The organism is Enterobacter sp. 301B (assembly GCF_003850715.1).
GTDB classification, from domain to species: domain Bacteria; phylum Pseudomonadota; class Gammaproteobacteria; order Enterobacterales; family Enterobacteriaceae; genus Enterobacter; species Enterobacter intestinihominis.
This window is the reverse complement of sequence record NZ_PQTC01000002.1, coordinates 200,291-217,043: the sequence shown is the minus strand read 5'-3', so window position 1 is coordinate 217,043 and position 16,753 is coordinate 200,291. Positions and strand designations below refer to the sequence as shown.

The following is a 16,753-nucleotide window of genomic DNA, read 5'->3' as shown; positions in this document are numbered from 1 at the left end:
TTTAGACTGTTTTTGTTGCAATTAACGTCATTTTCTATACCTCACCTCAATCCAAATCAATAAATAAGTCCATAAATAGACCTAAACTTGATTCGTCCAATTAATAAACCTATTATCGATCCGGTCAATAAGACGATGGTTAAATAGATTACCCGGATTAATGAATAGAAAAATTTACAATAATGTAAAAATATTTATGATTGCCCTGGCGCTAAGCCTGATTGCGATCCCCTTTTCCCGTTATATCTCTCCGCGCGCTATCGTTAACGAAAATGATGTTTATTTAGCGTGGCTGCCCTTAAGCGCCATGCTCGCCATCGTGTTGTTATTTGGACGACGGGCAATCATTCCTTTGTTGCTAAGTTTTAGTGTTACTAATGCTTATTACTTTGATTTAGCCCCGCTACAATCTATCGTTTTATTATGTTGTCAGACGTTTTCCGTCTTCGCCGCCTGTGGCGTTATCCGTTTGATGCTGGGCAAGCGCTGGCGCCACAGCATGCCGAATAAGTACATTGGTATACGTATTTTATGGCTCGGATTTATGGTGCCTGTGGGCATCAAATTATCGATGTATCTGGCGGGGTATTTATTTGATTTCCCGGTAACAATCTCCTCCTATTTCGGCGAAGGCTCTGCAATTTATAACGTTATCGATATTCAGAGTCTGATTTGCGCCGCCCTGATTTTCACCATGATGTTCTATTATCCATTAAGAATGATTATTAATCCTCGCTATGCCCGAACATTCTGGCGGCGAAGCGTGAAGCCCCTCTTTTGCAACAAAAAAGCGTTATTTATCGTTGTGTGGCTGATGCTGTTGGTCTCAATGATCGCTATTTTATGCGCACCTTTTGAGTCGCAGTTTATTGCGGGTTATTTGATGCCGACCGTTTTCATTCTTTTTACCCTGGGTATTGGTCGTTTGAGCTATGCGCTCATCTCTTTATTCTGGGCAGCCTCAGCGCTCATGTTGTTGACCTATAATTATAATTTTCTCAATGGCGTTGAATCGGGCCACTCGCTCTCCTTTATTCTGTCGGTACTCATCTCTTTCGCTATCTGCCTGCTTTACATGTCGCAGATCTATCAGAAAAGTGAATGGCTGAAACAGGGGTGGCAGGAGAGGGCGCTTACCGATCCGCTCACCGGTCTGCCTAACATTCGTGCGCTGGAAGTTTTTCTACAGCATCATCCTGAGGCCAAAGTCTGCTGCTTGCGTCTGGATAATCTGGAATTCCTGAGCCGTCACTACGGCATCCTCATGCGCGTGCACTGTAAAAAGATGATCACCGCGTCGCTGCAGCCGTTATTGCAAAAAGACGAGAAGCTCTTCCAGTTACCAGGCAGTGAACTGATGTTGGTCTTGCTGGGACCGGGCACGGCTGAACGTCTGCAATTTATGGTTGACCATCTGAACAGCCGTAAAATTATCTGGAACAAGACTGAGCTCGACATTGAGTTTGGTGCCTCCTGGGGGGAAGTGCCAAATGGAGAAAGCGTGCATCACACGCTGGGTCAGTTGAGCTGGCTGTCCGAGCAGTCCTGTTCCGGGCATAACGTCCTTGCGTTAACCAACAGTCTGGATGATGTTTCTGGTCATACGACTGACAGGGTGCTAATGCTGGCCCGTATAAAACGCGCCCTTGATATCGGTGGTCTCCATCTTTACGCGCAGCCAATTCACAACGCGCGCGGAGAAGGGTACTTTGAAATCCTTTCGCGTCTTGAAAGTGATGGTGAGATCATCACCCCTGACCGCTTTATTCCGCTGATTGCTCAGTTCAACCTGAGCCACCGATTCGACCTGAACGTGGTGGAAAAATTGCTGATGTGGATGCGCAGTCATCCATCCGGACGGGCCGGAACGCGGTTCTCCGTTAATCTGATGCCGCTGACGCTGATGCAGAACGAGATTGCAGCTGAGATCATCGCGCTTTTTGAACGCTACGCCGTTGCACCGCAAGATATCGTCATTGAGATCACCGAGGAACAGGCTTTCTCTGACTCGGGAAGCAGCATCAACAATATCCAGCAGCTGCGGGATTATGGCTTCCGCATTGCTATCGATGACTTTGGTACCGGCTATGCCAACTTTGAGCGCCTGAAGCGACTGGAGGCCGATATCATTAAGATCGATGGCTGCTTCGTGAAAGATATCTGCACCGACAGCATGGATGCGATGATCGTGCAGTCCATTTGCAACATGGCAAAAACGAAATCGCTTTGTGTGGTGGCTGAATATGTGGAATCGGCTGAACAACGCGAGATGTTGCTGCGATACGGCGTTGATTATTTGCAGGGCTATTTGATTGGTAAACCACTGCCCCTGACGGCGCTGGAGACATAAAAAACCGGGAGCGATGGCTCCCGGTTTTCATTGAGCGGTATGGATTACAGCACCAATGCTGCGATAGAGGCAGACAGGACGCTCACCAGCGTTGAACCGTAAACCAGCTTCAGGCCAAAGCGAGAAACGACGTTACCTTGCTCTTCGTTCAGGCCTTTAATCGCACCAGCGATAATACCGATGGAAGAGAAGTTCGCGAAGGAGACCAGGAAGACGGACAGGATCCCTTCCGCACGCGGGGAGAGCGTGCTGGCAATCTTCTGAAGATCCATCATCGCCACGAATTCATTGGATACCAGTTTCGTTGCCATGATACTGCCCACCTGCAACGCTTCGTGAGCGGGCACACCCATTACCCAGGCGACCGGGTAGAAGATATAGCCCAGAATACCCTGGAACGAAATACCAAGTACGGCCGCAAACAGGGCGTTCAGCGCAGCGATCAGTGCGATAAAGCCAATCAGCATCGCGGCAACGATAATCGCAACCTTGAAACCCGCCAGAATGTATTCACCCAGCATTTCGAAGAAGCTCTGTCCCTCGTGCAGGTTTGACATCTGAATGTTCTCTTCGCTGGCATCCACGCGGTACGGGTTAATCAGCGAAAGAACAATAAAGGTGCTGAACATATTCAGAACCAGCGCTGCAACCACGTATTTAGGTTCCAGCATAGTCATATACGCGCCCACGATAGACATGGAAACGGTAGACATTGCTGTCGCCGCCATGGTGTACATGCGGTTACGGGACATCTTGCCGAGGATATCTTTATACGCAATGAAGTTCTCAGACTGACCCAGGATCAGCGAGCTGACTGCGTTAAAGGATTCCAGCTTGCCCATGCCATTAACTTTCGATAACAGGAAGCCGATTGCACGGATAACCACCGGCAGAACACGAATGTGCTGGAGGATCCCGATCAGGGCAGAGATGAAGACGATAGGGCAGAGCACTTTCAGGAAGAAGAAGGCCAAACCCTGATCGTTCATGTTGCCAAAGACAAAGTTAGTCCCGTCGTTGGCAAATCCGAGCAGTTTTTCGAACATTTCGGAGAAGCCTTTCACGAAGCCGAGGCCTACGTTGGAGTTCAGGAAGAACCACGCAAGTAAAACTTCAATGACCAGCAGCTGGACAACATAGCGAATACGAATATTTTTGCGGTCAGTGCTGACCAGCAATGCGAGTGCAGTAACGACAACGAGTGCCAGGACAAAATGAAGGACGCGGTCCATATTTGCTCCAAATATGAGGCAGGTTTAATTTCCGTGCACATTCTATGTAACAAGCACAAAGAAAACGAGATCAAGCCCACACTATAGTTACATCCTGTGACGAGTCTCAAAAATAGTGATCACCAATACATTTTTGTTATGTTAGGTAAATGAGTGAAAAGTTAAGTTTGTGTGCTACGCTTCACAAATGTCTGCGCATTTTCACATTCTGTGACCTTGCTCCACCTGCCTGTCTATTGTCCCTGGCTATCAGAGTAATCATGTTAACAATTACAAATGAACTTGATAATCATTCTCATTTTGATAGCATAAAACATAGCAAAGGCTATATTTCCAGAGGCAGAAATGACGAATAGTCGCGTAGAGAGTAGCAGCGGCAGAGCGGCACGCAAGCTGCGGTTCGCATTAATGGGACCGGCATTCATTGCCGCGATTGGCTACATCGATCCGGGTAATTTTGCGACCAATATTCAGGCCGGGGCCAGTTTCGGCTATAAGCTGCTGTGGGTTGTGGTGTGGGCCAACCTGATGGCGATGCTGATTCAGATGCTTTCCGCGAAGCTGGGTATTGCTACCGGGAAAAACCTGGCGGAGCAAATCCGCGATCATTATCCGCGTCCGGCGGTATGGTTTTACTGGGTCCAGGCGGAAATTATCGCCATGGCCACCGATCTCGCCGAGTTTATCGGGGCGGCGATCGGCTTTAAGCTTATTCTGGGCGTCTCCCTGCTACAGGGCGCCGTGCTGACCGGTATCGCCACGTTCCTTATTTTGATGCTCCAGAGGCGGGGACAAAAACCGCTGGAGAAAGTCATCGGCGGCCTGCTGCTGTTCGTCGCTGCCGCCTATATTGTTGAGCTGATTTTCTCCCAGCCGAATCTGGTGCAGTTGACGAAAGGGATGGTGATCCCGTCGTTACCCACCTCTGAAGCCGTATTTCTGGCCGCCGGGGTGCTGGGGGCGACCATTATGCCGCACGTAATTTATCTGCACTCTTCTTTAACCCAAAATCTGCACGGCGGGACGAGTAAAGAGCGCTACTCCGCCTCGAAATGGGATGTGGCAATTGCGATGACCATTGCCGGATTTGTGAATCTGGCGATGATGGCGACTGCCGCCGCCGCGTTTCACTTTAACGGGCATACCGGGGTTGCCGATCTCGACCAGGCGTACCTGACGCTGGAGCCGTTGCTGAGCCATGCCGCTGCCACTATTTTTGGTTTAAGCCTGGTTGCTGCGGGACTTTCCTCTACGGTTGTGGGGACACTGGCCGGGCAGGTGGTGATGCAGGGGTTCGTACGTTTCCATATTCCACTGTGGGTTCGCCGTTCGGTAACGATGCTGCCTTCCTTTATTGTAATTCTGATGGGGCTGGATCCGACCCGCATTCTGGTGATGAGTCAGGTGCTGCTGAGTTTCGGTATTGCGCTGGCGCTGGTGCCGCTACTGATATTCACCAGCAACAAATCGCTGATGGGCGATCTGGTGAATTCGACGTGGGTGAAACGCGCCGGGTGGGCCATTGTGGTCGTGGTGGTGGCGTTAAACATGTGGTTGCTGTTAGGCACAGCAGCAGGCCTGTAAAAGAAAAAGGAGCCGTGAGGCTCCTTTTAGCTGTTAATGGTGATGGCCGTGACCATGGCCTCTGCCTTTTCCGTGACCCCTGCCGCCACGGCGGTCGTCACGATCGTTCCAGCCTTCGCGGTAGCCGCGCTCGTAGGCCTTACGCTTATCCCAGCCACGGTGATAGCCGTTATCGTGTTTCCACCAGCGGTTTTTACGCCACTCATAATGTCGGTGCCAGTAGTCACGGTCGCGCCAGTAGCCACCGTCCCAGTATCTGCCGTAGTCATCACGATCGCCAATTTGTAATTTAATCGATGGCAACAGGGTGATTTCGCCCGCATTGGCGACCAGCGGGGCCGAAGCCAGTAGTACCGCTGCAAGAATCAGTGACCTGAACATACTCTTCTCCTTCACGATCGGGGCCGCTGTGCGACCTGTTAACGCAATTTTACGAGTTGGTAAACATTCGTTTCATCGCCTCAACTCCTAAATCATGAACGAGAGCACTTTTTGCTAAAAGTGTTTTTAATCTGAACTGGACAGGATCGCTTCTATCGTCTTCAGCTCTTCTGCGGAGAAATGACGATTTTCAAGCATGCCTGCAGCATCATCAATTTGTCCGGTTTTGCTTGCGCCGATGAGCACGGATGTCACCGCATCGTGGCGCAGGATCCAGGCCAGTGCCATTTGCGAAAGCTTTTGCCCCCGTTTTTCCGCCAGCGCATTCAGCTTGCGTACCTTTTCCAGCTTTTTGTCGGTGACCTGTTCCGGATTAAGGAACTTACTGCCGCTTGCTGCGCGAGAATCTGCCGGGATGCCGTTCAGATAGCGATCGGTCAACTGTCCGCCCGCCAGGGGAGAGAAGGGGATACATCCCACCCCATTTTGCTGCAACACGTCCAGCAACCCCTCTTCAGGCGCACGTTCAAACATGGAGTACTTCGGCTGGTGGATTAGACAGGGCGTGCCCAGATCCTCCAGTATTTCAATCGCCTGCCGCGCCAGTTCCGCCGGGTAGTTGGACAGGCCGATGTACAGTGCTTTGCCCTGGCGCACCACATGGTCAAGCGCTTTCATCGTTTCACGCAGCGGCGTTTGTGGATCGGGGCGGTGATGATAGAAGATATCAACGTACTCCAGCCCCATACGCCTGAGGCTCTGGTCCAGGCTGGAAATCAGATATTTACGCGAGCCCCAGTCGCCGTAAGGCCCGTCCCACATGGTGTAGCCCGCTTTGGTGGAGATGATTAGCTCATCGCGCCAGGGCAGGAAATCCTCCTGCAGGATGCGCCCGAAGTTGCGTTCGGCTGAACCAGGAGGTGGGCCGTAATTATTAGCAAGGTCAAAATGTGTAATACCCAAATCGAAGGCGCGCTGTAAAAGTTGACGGCTGTTTTCGAGCAGCGTCGCGTCGCCAAAATTATGCCAAAGCCCCAGCGAGATGGCGGGAAGCTTGAGGCCGCTTTGTCCACAGCGGCGATATTGCATTGTCTGGTAACGATTTTTGTCAGGTTGATAACCCATGAGCGAGACCTCTGGCGCTGGAAAGAAAAATCAGTGTATGCGTTTACACTAACCTGAAGAAAATGAGCATAGCTCAGCTTTTTTCGTAAAGCATTCTTTCCAGCTCCTGATTGTCGCCAATTCTGGACACCCTTCACGCTTATTTAATACTCAGAGTGAGGTCAACGTCAGAAGGACACCTATAATATGCGTACCCCCTATTGCGTCGCCGATTACCTGCTGGACCGACTAACAGATTGCGGTGCCGATCATCTGTTTGGCGTGCCGGGCGACTATAACCTGCAGTTTCTCGACCATGTGATAGACAGCCCGGACATCTGCTGGGTGGGCTGTGCCAACGAGCTGAACGCGTCTTACGCCGCAGACGGCTATGCCCGCTGTAAGGGATTTGCCGCACTCCTGACGACTTTCGGCGTTGGGGAGTTAAGCGCCATGAACGGTGTGGCGGGCAGCTTTGCCGAACATGTCCCCGTGCTCCATATTGTGGGGGCTCCGGGTATGGCGGCGCAGCAGCGAGGAGAGTTACTGCACCACACCTTAGGCGACGGCGAGTTCCGCCATTTCTACCACATGAGCGAACCCATCACCGTTGCACAGGCGGTGCTTACCGAACAAAACGCCTGCTATGAAATTGACAGAGTCCTGACCACCATGCTGCGGGAGCGCCGTCCGGGCTACCTGATGCTGCCCGCCGATGTGGCGAAAAAAGCCGCTACGCCCCCTGTAAGCGCTCTCACTCTGCATCCCGCACCCGCTGATTCAGCCTGTTTACAGGCGTTCCGTGAGGCTGCCGAAAAGCGTCTGTCCATGAGCAAACGCACCGCGCTGCTAGCGGATTTCCTGGTGCTGCGCCACGGCCTGAGAGACGCCGTTCAGAAGTGGGTCAAAGCGGTGCCAATGGCCCACGCCACCATGCTGATGGGTAAGGGCATTTTTGATGAACGCCAGAGCGGCTTTTACGGCACCTATAGCGGGTCGGCAAGCGCCGAACAGGTTAAAGAGGCGATCGAGGGTGCCGATACGGTGCTGTGCATTGGCACGCGTTTTACCGATACGCTCACCGCCGGATTTACCCATCAGCTGACGCCAGCCCAGACGATAGAGGTTCAGCCCCACGCTGCCCGCGTCGGTGACGTCTGGTTTACGGGTATCCCGATGAGGGAGGCCATTGAAACGCTGACAGCGCTGTGTAAAACGCATGTGTGTGATACGCGAGCGCCATCTGATCACAGCAGCTCTTCTTTCCCCACTATCGAAGGGGCGCTGACTCAGGAGAGCTTCTGGCGTACCCTGCAAGCGTTTATTCGTCCCGGCGATATCATTCTGGCTGACCAGGGAACATCTGCTTTTGGCGCTATCGATCTGCGTTTACCGGCAGACGTCAACTTTATCGTCCAGCCGCTGTGGGGCTCGATTGGCTACACGCTGGCGGCGGCTTTTGGCGCGCAAACGGCGTGTCCGGACCGACGCGTGATTGTCCTGACGGGCGACGGCGCCGCGCAGCTGACCATTCAGGAGCTGGGCTCGATGCTGCGCGACAAGCAGCGCCCGATTATTCTGGTGCTTAACAACGAGGGATACACGGTTGAGAGAGCCATCCACGGGCCGGAGCAGCGCTATAACGATATTGCCCTCTGGAACTGGACGCAGATCCCGCAGGCGCTGAGCCTGGCGCCAGAAGCAGAATGCTGGCGCGTCAGCGAAGCGGAAACACTGGCGGAGGTGCTGGATAAAGTAGCACACCACGAGCGACTATCGCTGATCGAGGTGATGCTGCCGAAAGCCGATATTCCGCCGCTGCTGAGCGCGCTGACCAAAGCGCTGGAGGCGCGCAATAACGCCTGATTACCTGTCGTTTCGCCATGCCATCAACATCGGTTTGCCCGCCAGCAGGAGCCAGGCGGGCAACATCACGATACAAAGGAGCGGCAGAAGCGTGGTATCCGGCACCACAACGGCCGCCATAAACAGACTCAGCCATGCATCGCGCGTTACCACCAGTACCAGCCCCAGAATGGAGCAGGAGACGGTAATCGCCGCAGGGACAGCGTCGACGTGCTCATGCAGCATCAGCCCCAGCGCGACGCCAACAAATACCGCCGGGAAGATCCGTCCTCCCCGGAAACCACAGGCCGCAGCGATCACCAGCGCCGCCAGTTTTACCAGCGCGAACAGCAGATAATCGGAGACGCCAAAAACCTGGCTGAAGGCCAGCTGCTGCATCTCGTCCAGACCCTTAAACAGCGTAACCGTCCCGCCGATAGCGCCTAAAACGCCCAGAATAAAACCGCCCATACCCAGAATCAGCACCGGATGCTTCAGCCTGTGCATCAGACGATGCAGGCGCGGAAGACACCACACTGCGATCATTCCCAGCGCAATGGCTATCGCGACGACGACGGCACCGCTGACAATATCGGTGAGTTGCATCTGGCCATAGTGGGGGATGGGGAGTGAAAAATGAGGATGGAAAAACAGGCTGGTCGTGAGGGCCCCTGCTGCGGCGGCCATCAATGGCGCAAAGAGTTTATCCCACAGCGGCACATCATTGTCGCTGCTGAGCGTTTGCGAAAAGATGAGCGCAGCCGCTATTGGGGTACCAAACAGTGCCCCGATGGTACCGGCGGAAGCCAGAATCGTCCAGTCCAGCGCGCCAACGCGCGGGAAAAGACGCGCTCCCAGAAAGACCGCCAGCGCGATATTAACCGCCATAATGGGATGTTCAGGCCCGAGGCTTACGCCGCCCGCAAGACCGATAATCAGCGCGATAACAAGCCCCGGCAGAGCCGAGGGAGATACTGGCGCACCAATCAAGGGTTCCAGTGCCGGGTCCGGCCCGGCATGGCCCGGGCTATAGCGGATCACCAGACCTACGGCAATTCCGGTCAGGGTCAGCATCATCATGATCCACCCTGGCGAGTCAGTGCTGATGCCAAGTTTAACCGGCAGCGCGGTCCATAAAATCGTTTGCAGCACTGCCGCTACTTTCATGACGACGATGAGCACCAGGCTCGACGCTACGCCAATAATTAGCGCCGGGACAGCCAATAACAGCATGGTTCTGGCTCGCGGATGGAGCATGATGATTTCCTTGTACAAAACGGCTTAACGTTACTTTGCACAATCAGCATTGTGGCAATAGTGCAAAAGGTGCTGAAACGGTAAAGTTATTATGTGACGAAGATCGATAATCCATGGGCAGTCACCTTCTGGTCGTTGTTGTTATCACGCCTTGAATTTACAGTGTCCCAAAGATTTATTCTGACTTTAGCGGAGCAGTAGAAGAATGACAAAGTATGCTTTGGTAGGTGATGTAGGCGGCACCAACGCGCGCCTTGCCCTGTGCGATGTAAACAGCGGTGAAATTTCTCAGGCGAAAACCTATTCAGGGCTGGATTACCCAAGCCTGGAAGCGGTAGTTCGCGTCTATCTTGAAGAGCATAAAGTGAGCGTTGAAGACGGTTGTATCGCCATCGCCTGTCCGATCACTGGCGACTGGGTGGCGATGACCAACCACACGTGGGCCTTTTCAATTGCCGAAATGCGGAAAAACCTCGGCTTCTCGCACCTTGAAATTATCAACGATTTCACTGCGGTTTCCATGGCTATCCCAATGCTTAAACCTGAGCATCTGATTCAGTTCGGCGGTACGGCCCCGGTTGAAGGCAAACCCATTGCTGTTTACGGCGCCGGAACCGGTCTGGGGGTGGCGCACCTGGTTCACGTCGGCAAACGCTGGGTCAGCCTGCCGGGTGAGGGCGGTCACGTGGATTTTGCGCCGAACAGCGAAGAAGAGGGCATTATTCTTGAGGAGCTACGCGCCGAAATTGGTCACGTGTCGGCCGAGCGCGTGCTTTCTGGCCCGGGTCTGGTGAACCTGTATCGGGCGATTGTAAAATCAGACGGACGTCTGCCGGAAAATCTGCAGCCTAAAGATGTGACCGAACGCGCGCTGGCCGACAGCTGTATTGACTGCCGTCGTGCTTTGTCGTTGTTCTGCGTCATTATGGGGCGTTTCGGCGGCAACCTGGCCCTGAATCTCGGCACCTTTGGCGGGGTCTATATTGCGGGCGGGATCGTGCCGCGCTTCCTCGATTTCTTTACCGCCTCCGGTTTCCGTGGTGGCTTTGAAGACAAAGGCCGCTTCAAAAGTTACGTGCAGGACATTCCGGTTTACCTGATTGTCCACGACAATCCGGGCTTGCTTGGCTCCGGGGCGCATCTGCGTCAGGTACTTGGCCAGATCCTCTGACATCCGTCTCCCTCTCCTGCGGGAGAGGGAACGCGCTACAGGTGCATGAGCTGGCGGAACGCTTTCACTCTGCTGCGGCTTACCGGCACCTGAAAATCCAGATCCTTCAGCCGCAAAATATAGGTGTTATTAAACCAGGGTTCGATCTCGCGGATCTTGTTCAGGTTGACGCAGAACGAGCGGTGGCAGCGGAAGAAGTGCGCTGCCGGGAGTTTGTTGCAAAATTCGGTGATGTTCATCGCCATTACGTAGGCCTCACGCCGCGTATAGACAAACGTCATTTTTTCGTGCGCTTCAGCATAGTAAATATCGTCGACAGGCGTGACGATGATCCGTTCGTCCTTGACCAGATTAATGGTGTCGTTTTCCCGCGCTACCGGATTGGCACTGGCGGGCAGCGACTGCTGCTGCCATGCGGCTTCCAGCTTATGCAGCATGCTGATAATACGCGACTCCTGATACGGCTTGAGAATATAGTCAAACGCCTCCAGCTCGAAGGCTTCCACGGCATGCTCTTTCCACGCGGTGACAAACACAATAAACGGCTTGTGGGCGAACTGATTGATATTTTGCGCCAGCAGAACGCCGTCCAGAGACGGAATATTAATATCGAGAAAAATCGCGTCGACCCGGTTATGCTGCAAAAATTTCAGCACGTCCAGGCCATCCTCAAAACAGCCAACAATCTCCATCTGGCTGTGGGTTTTGATAAGCCAGCTCAACTCCTGCTGAGCCAGAATTTCATCTTCTACGATGATGACTTTCATCTGTTACTCCGGCCTACGGCAACAAGGATATGGGGGCATTAACGGGCGTTCGTTCGTTCGGAACATAAAAAGCAATCTCGGTGCCCGGCTCAAGGCGGTGAATGTGCAGCCCGTCACCGTACAGCAGCTTGACCCGGTGGTGCACGTTCAGCAGCCCGATTTTATTTCCCGGCATTTCGTTTGATTCGACGCGCTCGATCACTTTTGGATCGATGCCGTGTCCGGTATCGCGCACGGCGATTCGCACGCGGTTACCGCTTTCCGTCACGCTAATCGTGACCACGCCTTTTCCTTTACACGGCTGAATGCCGTGAACAATGGCGTTTTCCACCAGCGGCTGGATCAGCAGGCTTGGGATCACGCAGTTGACCTCTTCATCAATATCGTAAATGACCGTCAGCTTATCGCCAAAGCGTGCCTGCTCAATCGCGATGTAATCCTTGATTTGATACAGCTCTTTTTTGATGTCGATCTGCTCGTCGTCTTTTAACTCAATGTTGTAGCGCAGATAGCGCGACAGATTAAAAATCAGCTGCCGCGCGGTATCCGGATTAAGACGAATGGAAGAGGATATAGCGTTCAGCGCGTTAAACAGGAAATGGGGATTGATCTTGCTTTGCAGGGCACGCAGCTCTGCCTTATTTGCCATCTCGCGCAACTGCTCCGCACGCGAAACTTCGAGTTGGGTGGAGATAATCTGCGACAGGCCAATCGCCATCTCCTGGAGCGAGGAGGTAATTTGGTGCGCATGGCAGTAGTAAATTTTCAGCGTCCCCGTGACCACGCCTTTTTCCCACAGCGGGATCACCAGCATTGAGTGGATCTCTGGCGTCCGGTGGGCTTCATCATTGTTTTTAATGATGATTTTTCCGTAGTTAATCGCCTGTCTGGTGGTCGGGCTGATGGTATCGTCGCTGTCGCGATAATTGTGCTCACCGACGCCAACATAGGCCAGCACGTGGTCAATATTGGTGATGGCGACCGCATCGGCGTGAATATCCCGGCGGATGATATCGCAAACCTGACGTAAAGATTCGGTGTTAACGTGTCGGAAAAGCGGCAGCGTTTTGTTGGCAATATCCAGTGCCAGCTTCGCCTGACGCGCGGCGCTGGCCTCTTTTTCGCCTTCCACGCTTTGCACCAGCAGCACGATAAAGCCTATACAGACGCTACCGAGGATCATCGGAATACCGATCTTCGAGACGATATCCAGCCCCAGCGCAGTGGTCGGTGCCCAGACGACGACCAGGATCATGGTCAGCGTTTCGCAGACCATCCCCGCGATTATCCCCGCACGCCAGTGCTGTTTTTTCGGGATTTTGCGGTTAATCCAGCCGGAGAGTACCCCGGCAATAATGCTGGTGATAAAGCAGGGGACTGCCGTCACGCCGCCAATATCAATCAGGTATCGATGGGTGCCGGCGATAATGCCTGTGATAATCCCGACCCAGGGACCAAAGAGGATCCCGCCCGACATTACGGCGATGATGCGCACGTTCACCAGCGAGCCTTCTACCGGCACGCCGGACCAGGTGCTGAACAGGGCAAACATCGAAAAGATAAACGTAACGGCCAGCAGCTCTTTTGGCGAGTGGGCAGATTTATGCAACAGTTCGCGAAACAAGCGGATGCGGATAAGGAAAAAGAGACAGATCAGCATTAATGCCGCGCGGTCGAACACCGCCAGGAGCATATTGAAGATTTCGTGCACGGTCAGGCCTGGGAAAACGGGAAAAATCTATGATAGAAAACATAGGGCCAGATGACCAGCTATCCATCAGATTTATCAAATGGGGAAAAACCATAATTCTCAAAGGGGATTGCTGGCTTTTGACTGAAAGTCGCTGCTTTTTCGTTTGGGGAGAAGCGTCAGGTAACGATACTGAAAATATTGTGTTAAATCGCAGCGCTTAAAACTGCCTGTTCACGATAAGAGTTCCGCTTTTCACTGCAATCGCATTCCCGTTTTAGCGCAATATATTGTTTTGCCGTTATCCCCTCGACAGCGTCTTTTTCTTCAGGTTATTTTCTAAGCATGCCACACAGGTGGCAGCGTCGCTCGGACGGTCCGGGCGCTAACGTGACTCTGAGGAATCTATGGCTGAATTCAGTCCTGAACGCCGTTTTACGCGTATCGATCGTCTCCCCCCTTATGTTTTCAATATCACTGCTGAACTGAAAATGGCTGCGCGTCGGCGCGGTGAAGACATTATCGATTTCAGTATGGGTAACCCTGACGGACCAACGCCGCCGCATATCGTTGAGAAACTCTGCACAGTTGCCCAGCGTCCCGATACCCATGGGTATTCAACCTCACGCGGCATTCCACGCTTGCGTCGGGCGATCTCCCGCTGGTATCAGGATCGTTATCAGGTGGATATCGATCCTGAAAGCGAAGCGATTGTGACCATTGGCTCCAAAGAGGGGCTGGCCCACCTGATGCTGGCGACGCTCGATCACGGCGATACCGTCCTGGTGCCGAATCCGAGCTACCCAATTCATATTTATGGGGCGGTGATTGCTGGCGCGCAGGTGCGTTCTGTTCCACTGGTGGAAGGCGTCGACTTCTTCAACGAGCTGGAACGGGCGATTCGTGAAAGCTATCCGAAGCCGAAAATGATGATCCTCGGTTTCCCGTCCAACCCAACGGCACAATGCGTCGAACTCGAATTCTTTGAGAAAGTGGTCGCGCTGGCTAAGCGTTACGACGTGCTGGTGGTACACGATCTCGCCTATGCTGATATCGTTTATGATGGCTGGAAAGCGCCGTCAATTATGCAGGTACCGGGTGCCCGTGATGTGGCGGTTGAGTTTTTCACCCTGTCGAAAAGCTACAACATGGCGGGCTGGCGAATTGGATTTATGGTGGGAAACAAAACGCTGGTGAGCGCCCTGGCGCGTATTAAAAGTTACCATGACTATGGTACGTTTACGCCATTGCAGGTCGCGGCCATCGCGGCGCTGGAAGGGGATCAGCAGTGCGTGCTTGATATTGCCGCCCAGTACAAGCGCCGCCGTGATGTGCTGGTAAAAGGGCTTCACGAAGCGGGCTGGATGGTTGAAATGCCTAAAGCTTCCATGTACGTCTGGGCGAAAATCCCCGAGCCGTATGCGGCGATGGGATCTCTGGAATTTGCCAAAAAACTGCTTCAGGACGCGAAGGTTTGCGTTTCTCCAGGCATTGGCTTTGGTGACTACGGTGACACGCATGTGCGTTTCGCGCTGATCGAAAACAGCGACCGTATCCGTCAGGCTGTGCGGGGGATTAAAAGCATGTTCCGCGCGGATGGCCTGCTCGCAGTGAAGAGCGTCGTGGAACAACCCGAGTCGTAACGGACACCAAAAAAACAGGCGCCAACGGCGCCTGTTTTTTTGACTGCATTTTCTTAACTAGATCATCAGAGCAAACGTTCCGGCCCAAACTAAAACAATAACCGAAATGCCCATAAAGAAATATTTCACGTTTCATCGCTCCGCGTATCTTCCGGTACGCATTAAAAAAACAGAGTCCACCTGAGTATAGAGAGTTGAAATCATGCGAAAGGGGAAATCGGAATTATCCCGTTACGTCGCTAACTTCAGCTCTGAATTCTGTGCTTTCCTGTCGCCAGAAGGCGCTAATGTACGCCTAAATTTCAGGAGTGACAAGAGGCATTTTTTCAAATAATTTCCGATACTTACGAGTGTCGTGGAACGGCGACAGTTTGATTTCAGTACGCAATAAATGCCTGTTGAGCGACGGTCGAAAAAAGCCGTTACGCACTGCGATTACAGGTGCTTGAAAAGGTTAGTTTCTTAGCGAAACTAACCTTCGAAAGGGGTTAGATATAAAGTGAGGCTTCGCCCAGAGGGCGGGTTTTAAAGCGGCGGTGCATCCACAGATACTGCTCAGGTGCTCGCATAATCTCAAACTCAATCACCTTATTGATAAAGGTCGCGGCTTCACTCTCATCCTCAGGATAGTTCGCCATCTCCGGTGAGATATGCAGACGATAGCCTGACTTATCCGCTTTTCTGACCATGGTCACCGTTAACATCGAGGCGCCAGAGAGACGTGAAATCACAAAGGTACCGTTCGTCGTAGCGACATCTTTAACCGCAAAGAAAGGGGCAAAGCTGCTGCCTTTAGGGCCGTAGTCCTGGTCCGGGGCAAACCAGACGGCTTCACCTTTTTTCAGGGCGCCAACCATACCGCGCAGATTGTTACGGCTGATCATCGCCTTATTTGAATGCATGCGGCCCCGCGTTTGTACCCATTCCATCAGTGCGCTGTTATGCGGGCGATAGGTTGCCATCATCGGCTGACAAAGACCCATAACGCGGCCGCCCAGCTCAAGCGACATAAAATGCACACCCACAACCATCACGCCGCGTTTTTGCATCTGGGCATGTTTGAGGTTATCCAGACCTTCAACGTCAAACCATTTACGGACACGCTCGTCTGGCCAGAACCAGGCCATACCGGTTTCAAGCAGCGCCATACCGATAGATTTAAAGTTTTCAGCGATCAGCGTTTCACGCTGCTGAGCGTTGTAATGCGGAAAGCAAAGTTCAAGATTTTTTCGGGCAATGGACTCGCGACGCTTAAGAAAGTGACGCGATGCGCTGCCGAGCTTCGAACCCAGGAAGCGAATCACGGGATAAGGAAGCTGGACCAGCAGCCAAAGTACGCCAAGGCCGAACCATGTAAACCAGTAGCGCGGGTGCAGAAACGCCCGCTGAAATTTGGATTGAGACAAAATAGTGGAACCTTTGTAAAGCCTGTGAAGGTAGCGCAGACTTCGCGATACCACGTGCCATTGAGACCGTAGGACGAGGTCATGGTTGCAGGCTTTACCGTTCTTTACGACGTTGCCTGGCCATTGCTGACTTGGGTGGGCGGCTTAATGTAGCACCGTTATACATTATGAGCTATTACTCGTTTTTGCTTAAAAAAGCGGCAATTGCAAAGCGGATTGATAAATCAGGCATTATAGGGGGAAATTAAAAGTGTCCCCTGCAGGAATCGAACCTGCAACTAGCCCTTAGGAGGGGCTCGTTATATCCATTTAACTAAGGGGAC

Annotated in this window: 13 protein-coding genes and 1 tRNA gene; 5 read left to right on the top strand and 9 right to left on the bottom strand. The window is 52.8% G+C overall.

Annotated features, from left to right (window positions below; all coding sequences use genetic code 11):
- Positions 1–160 precede the first annotated feature (160 nt).
- The gene (locus C3451_RS03365; protein WP_022648935.1) at positions 161–2,350 is read left to right on the top strand and encodes an EAL domain-containing protein; all 2,190 of its coding nucleotides are present in this window, start codon (positions 161–163) and stop codon (positions 2,348–2,350) included.
- Between the two features lie 44 nt (positions 2,351–2,394).
- On the opposite strand, the gene nupC is transcribed toward C3451_RS03365, so the two are convergent.
- Positions 2,395–3,582: a nucleoside permease NupC gene (nupC, locus tag C3451_RS03360; protein ID WP_022648934.1), complete on the bottom strand. Its 1,188-nt coding sequence runs from the start codon at positions 3,580–3,582 to the stop codon at positions 2,395–2,397.
- 345 nt (positions 3,583–3,927) lie between these two features.
- On the opposite strand from nupC, the gene C3451_RS03355 reads away from it, so the two are divergent.
- Positions 3,928–5,166 (top strand): Nramp family divalent metal transporter, encoded by a 1,239-nt coding sequence (locus C3451_RS03355; protein WP_032623830.1) that lies wholly within the window; start codon positions 3,928–3,930, stop codon positions 5,164–5,166.
- 33 nt (positions 5,167–5,199) lie between these two features.
- Here C3451_RS03355 and ypeC read toward each other — a convergent pair whose 3' ends face one another.
- Complete coding sequence (gene ypeC, locus C3451_RS03350; RefSeq protein ID WP_022648932.1) at positions 5,200–5,547, bottom strand: DUF2502 domain-containing protein YpeC; 348 nt, start codon at positions 5,545–5,547, stop codon at positions 5,200–5,202.
- 126 nt (positions 5,548–5,673) lie between these two features.
- Positions 5,674–6,672: an L-glyceraldehyde 3-phosphate reductase gene (gene mgrA / locus C3451_RS03345; RefSeq protein WP_023300655.1), complete on the bottom strand. Its 999-nt coding sequence runs from the start codon at positions 6,670–6,672 to the stop codon at positions 5,674–5,676.
- A 186-nt stretch (positions 6,673–6,858) separates the two neighbouring features.
- Here mgrA and ipdC point away from each other — a divergent pair, with 186 nt between their 5' ends.
- A complete protein-coding gene (ipdC, locus tag C3451_RS03340; RefSeq protein WP_045621163.1) occupies positions 6,859–8,517 on the top strand; it encodes an indolepyruvate decarboxylase in 1,659 nt (552 codons plus the stop codon).
- Here the strand turns inward: ipdC and C3451_RS03335 are convergent, their stop codons facing one another.
- The gene (locus tag C3451_RS03335; protein WP_022648929.1) at positions 8,518–9,753 is read right to left on the bottom strand and encodes an ion channel protein; all 1,236 of its coding nucleotides are present in this window, start codon (positions 9,751–9,753) and stop codon (positions 8,518–8,520) included.
- A gap of 205 nt (positions 9,754–9,958) precedes the next feature.
- On the opposite strand from C3451_RS03335, the gene glk reads away from it, so the two are divergent.
- Entirely contained in the window at positions 9,959–10,924 is a 966-nt protein-coding gene (gene glk / locus C3451_RS03330) for a glucokinase (protein ID WP_045621161.1), read from the top strand.
- 35 nt (positions 10,925–10,959) lie between these two features.
- Here the strand turns inward: glk and C3451_RS03325 are convergent, their stop codons facing one another.
- Both C3451_RS03325 and C3451_RS03320 read right to left on the bottom strand, forming a co-directional pair.
- Positions 10,960–11,691, bottom strand: coding sequence for a LytTR family DNA-binding domain-containing protein (locus C3451_RS03325; protein WP_023306659.1), 732 nt, complete (start codon positions 11,689–11,691; stop codon positions 10,960–10,962).
- A 13-nt stretch (positions 11,692–11,704) separates the two neighbouring features.
- Entirely contained in the window at positions 11,705–13,402 is a 1,698-nt protein-coding gene (locus tag C3451_RS03320) for a sensor histidine kinase (protein ID WP_022648926.1), read from the bottom strand.
- A gap of 386 nt (positions 13,403–13,788) precedes the next feature.
- Here C3451_RS03320 and alaC point away from each other — a divergent pair, with 386 nt between their 5' ends.
- A complete protein-coding gene (alaC, locus tag C3451_RS03315; RefSeq protein ID WP_023300650.1) occupies positions 13,789–15,024 on the top strand; it encodes an alanine transaminase in 1,236 nt (411 codons plus the stop codon).
- Between the two features lie 57 nt (positions 15,025–15,081).
- Here alaC and ypdK read toward each other — a convergent pair whose 3' ends face one another.
- The 3 genes from ypdK to C3451_RS03300 all read right to left on the bottom strand — a co-directional run bounded on the left by ypdK (position 15,082) and on the right by C3451_RS03300 (position 16,753).
- Positions 15,082–15,153 (bottom strand): membrane protein YpdK, encoded by a 72-nt coding sequence (gene ypdK, locus C3451_RS03310; protein WP_099458937.1) that lies wholly within the window; start codon positions 15,151–15,153, stop codon positions 15,082–15,084.
- Between the two features lie 359 nt (positions 15,154–15,512).
- Complete coding sequence (lpxP, locus tag C3451_RS03305; protein WP_169806241.1) at positions 15,513–16,433, bottom strand: kdo(2)-lipid IV(A) palmitoleoyltransferase; 921 nt, start codon at positions 16,431–16,433, stop codon at positions 15,513–15,515.
- Between the two features lie 248 nt (positions 16,434–16,681).
- Positions 16,682–16,753 (bottom strand) — tRNA-Arg (locus tag C3451_RS03300).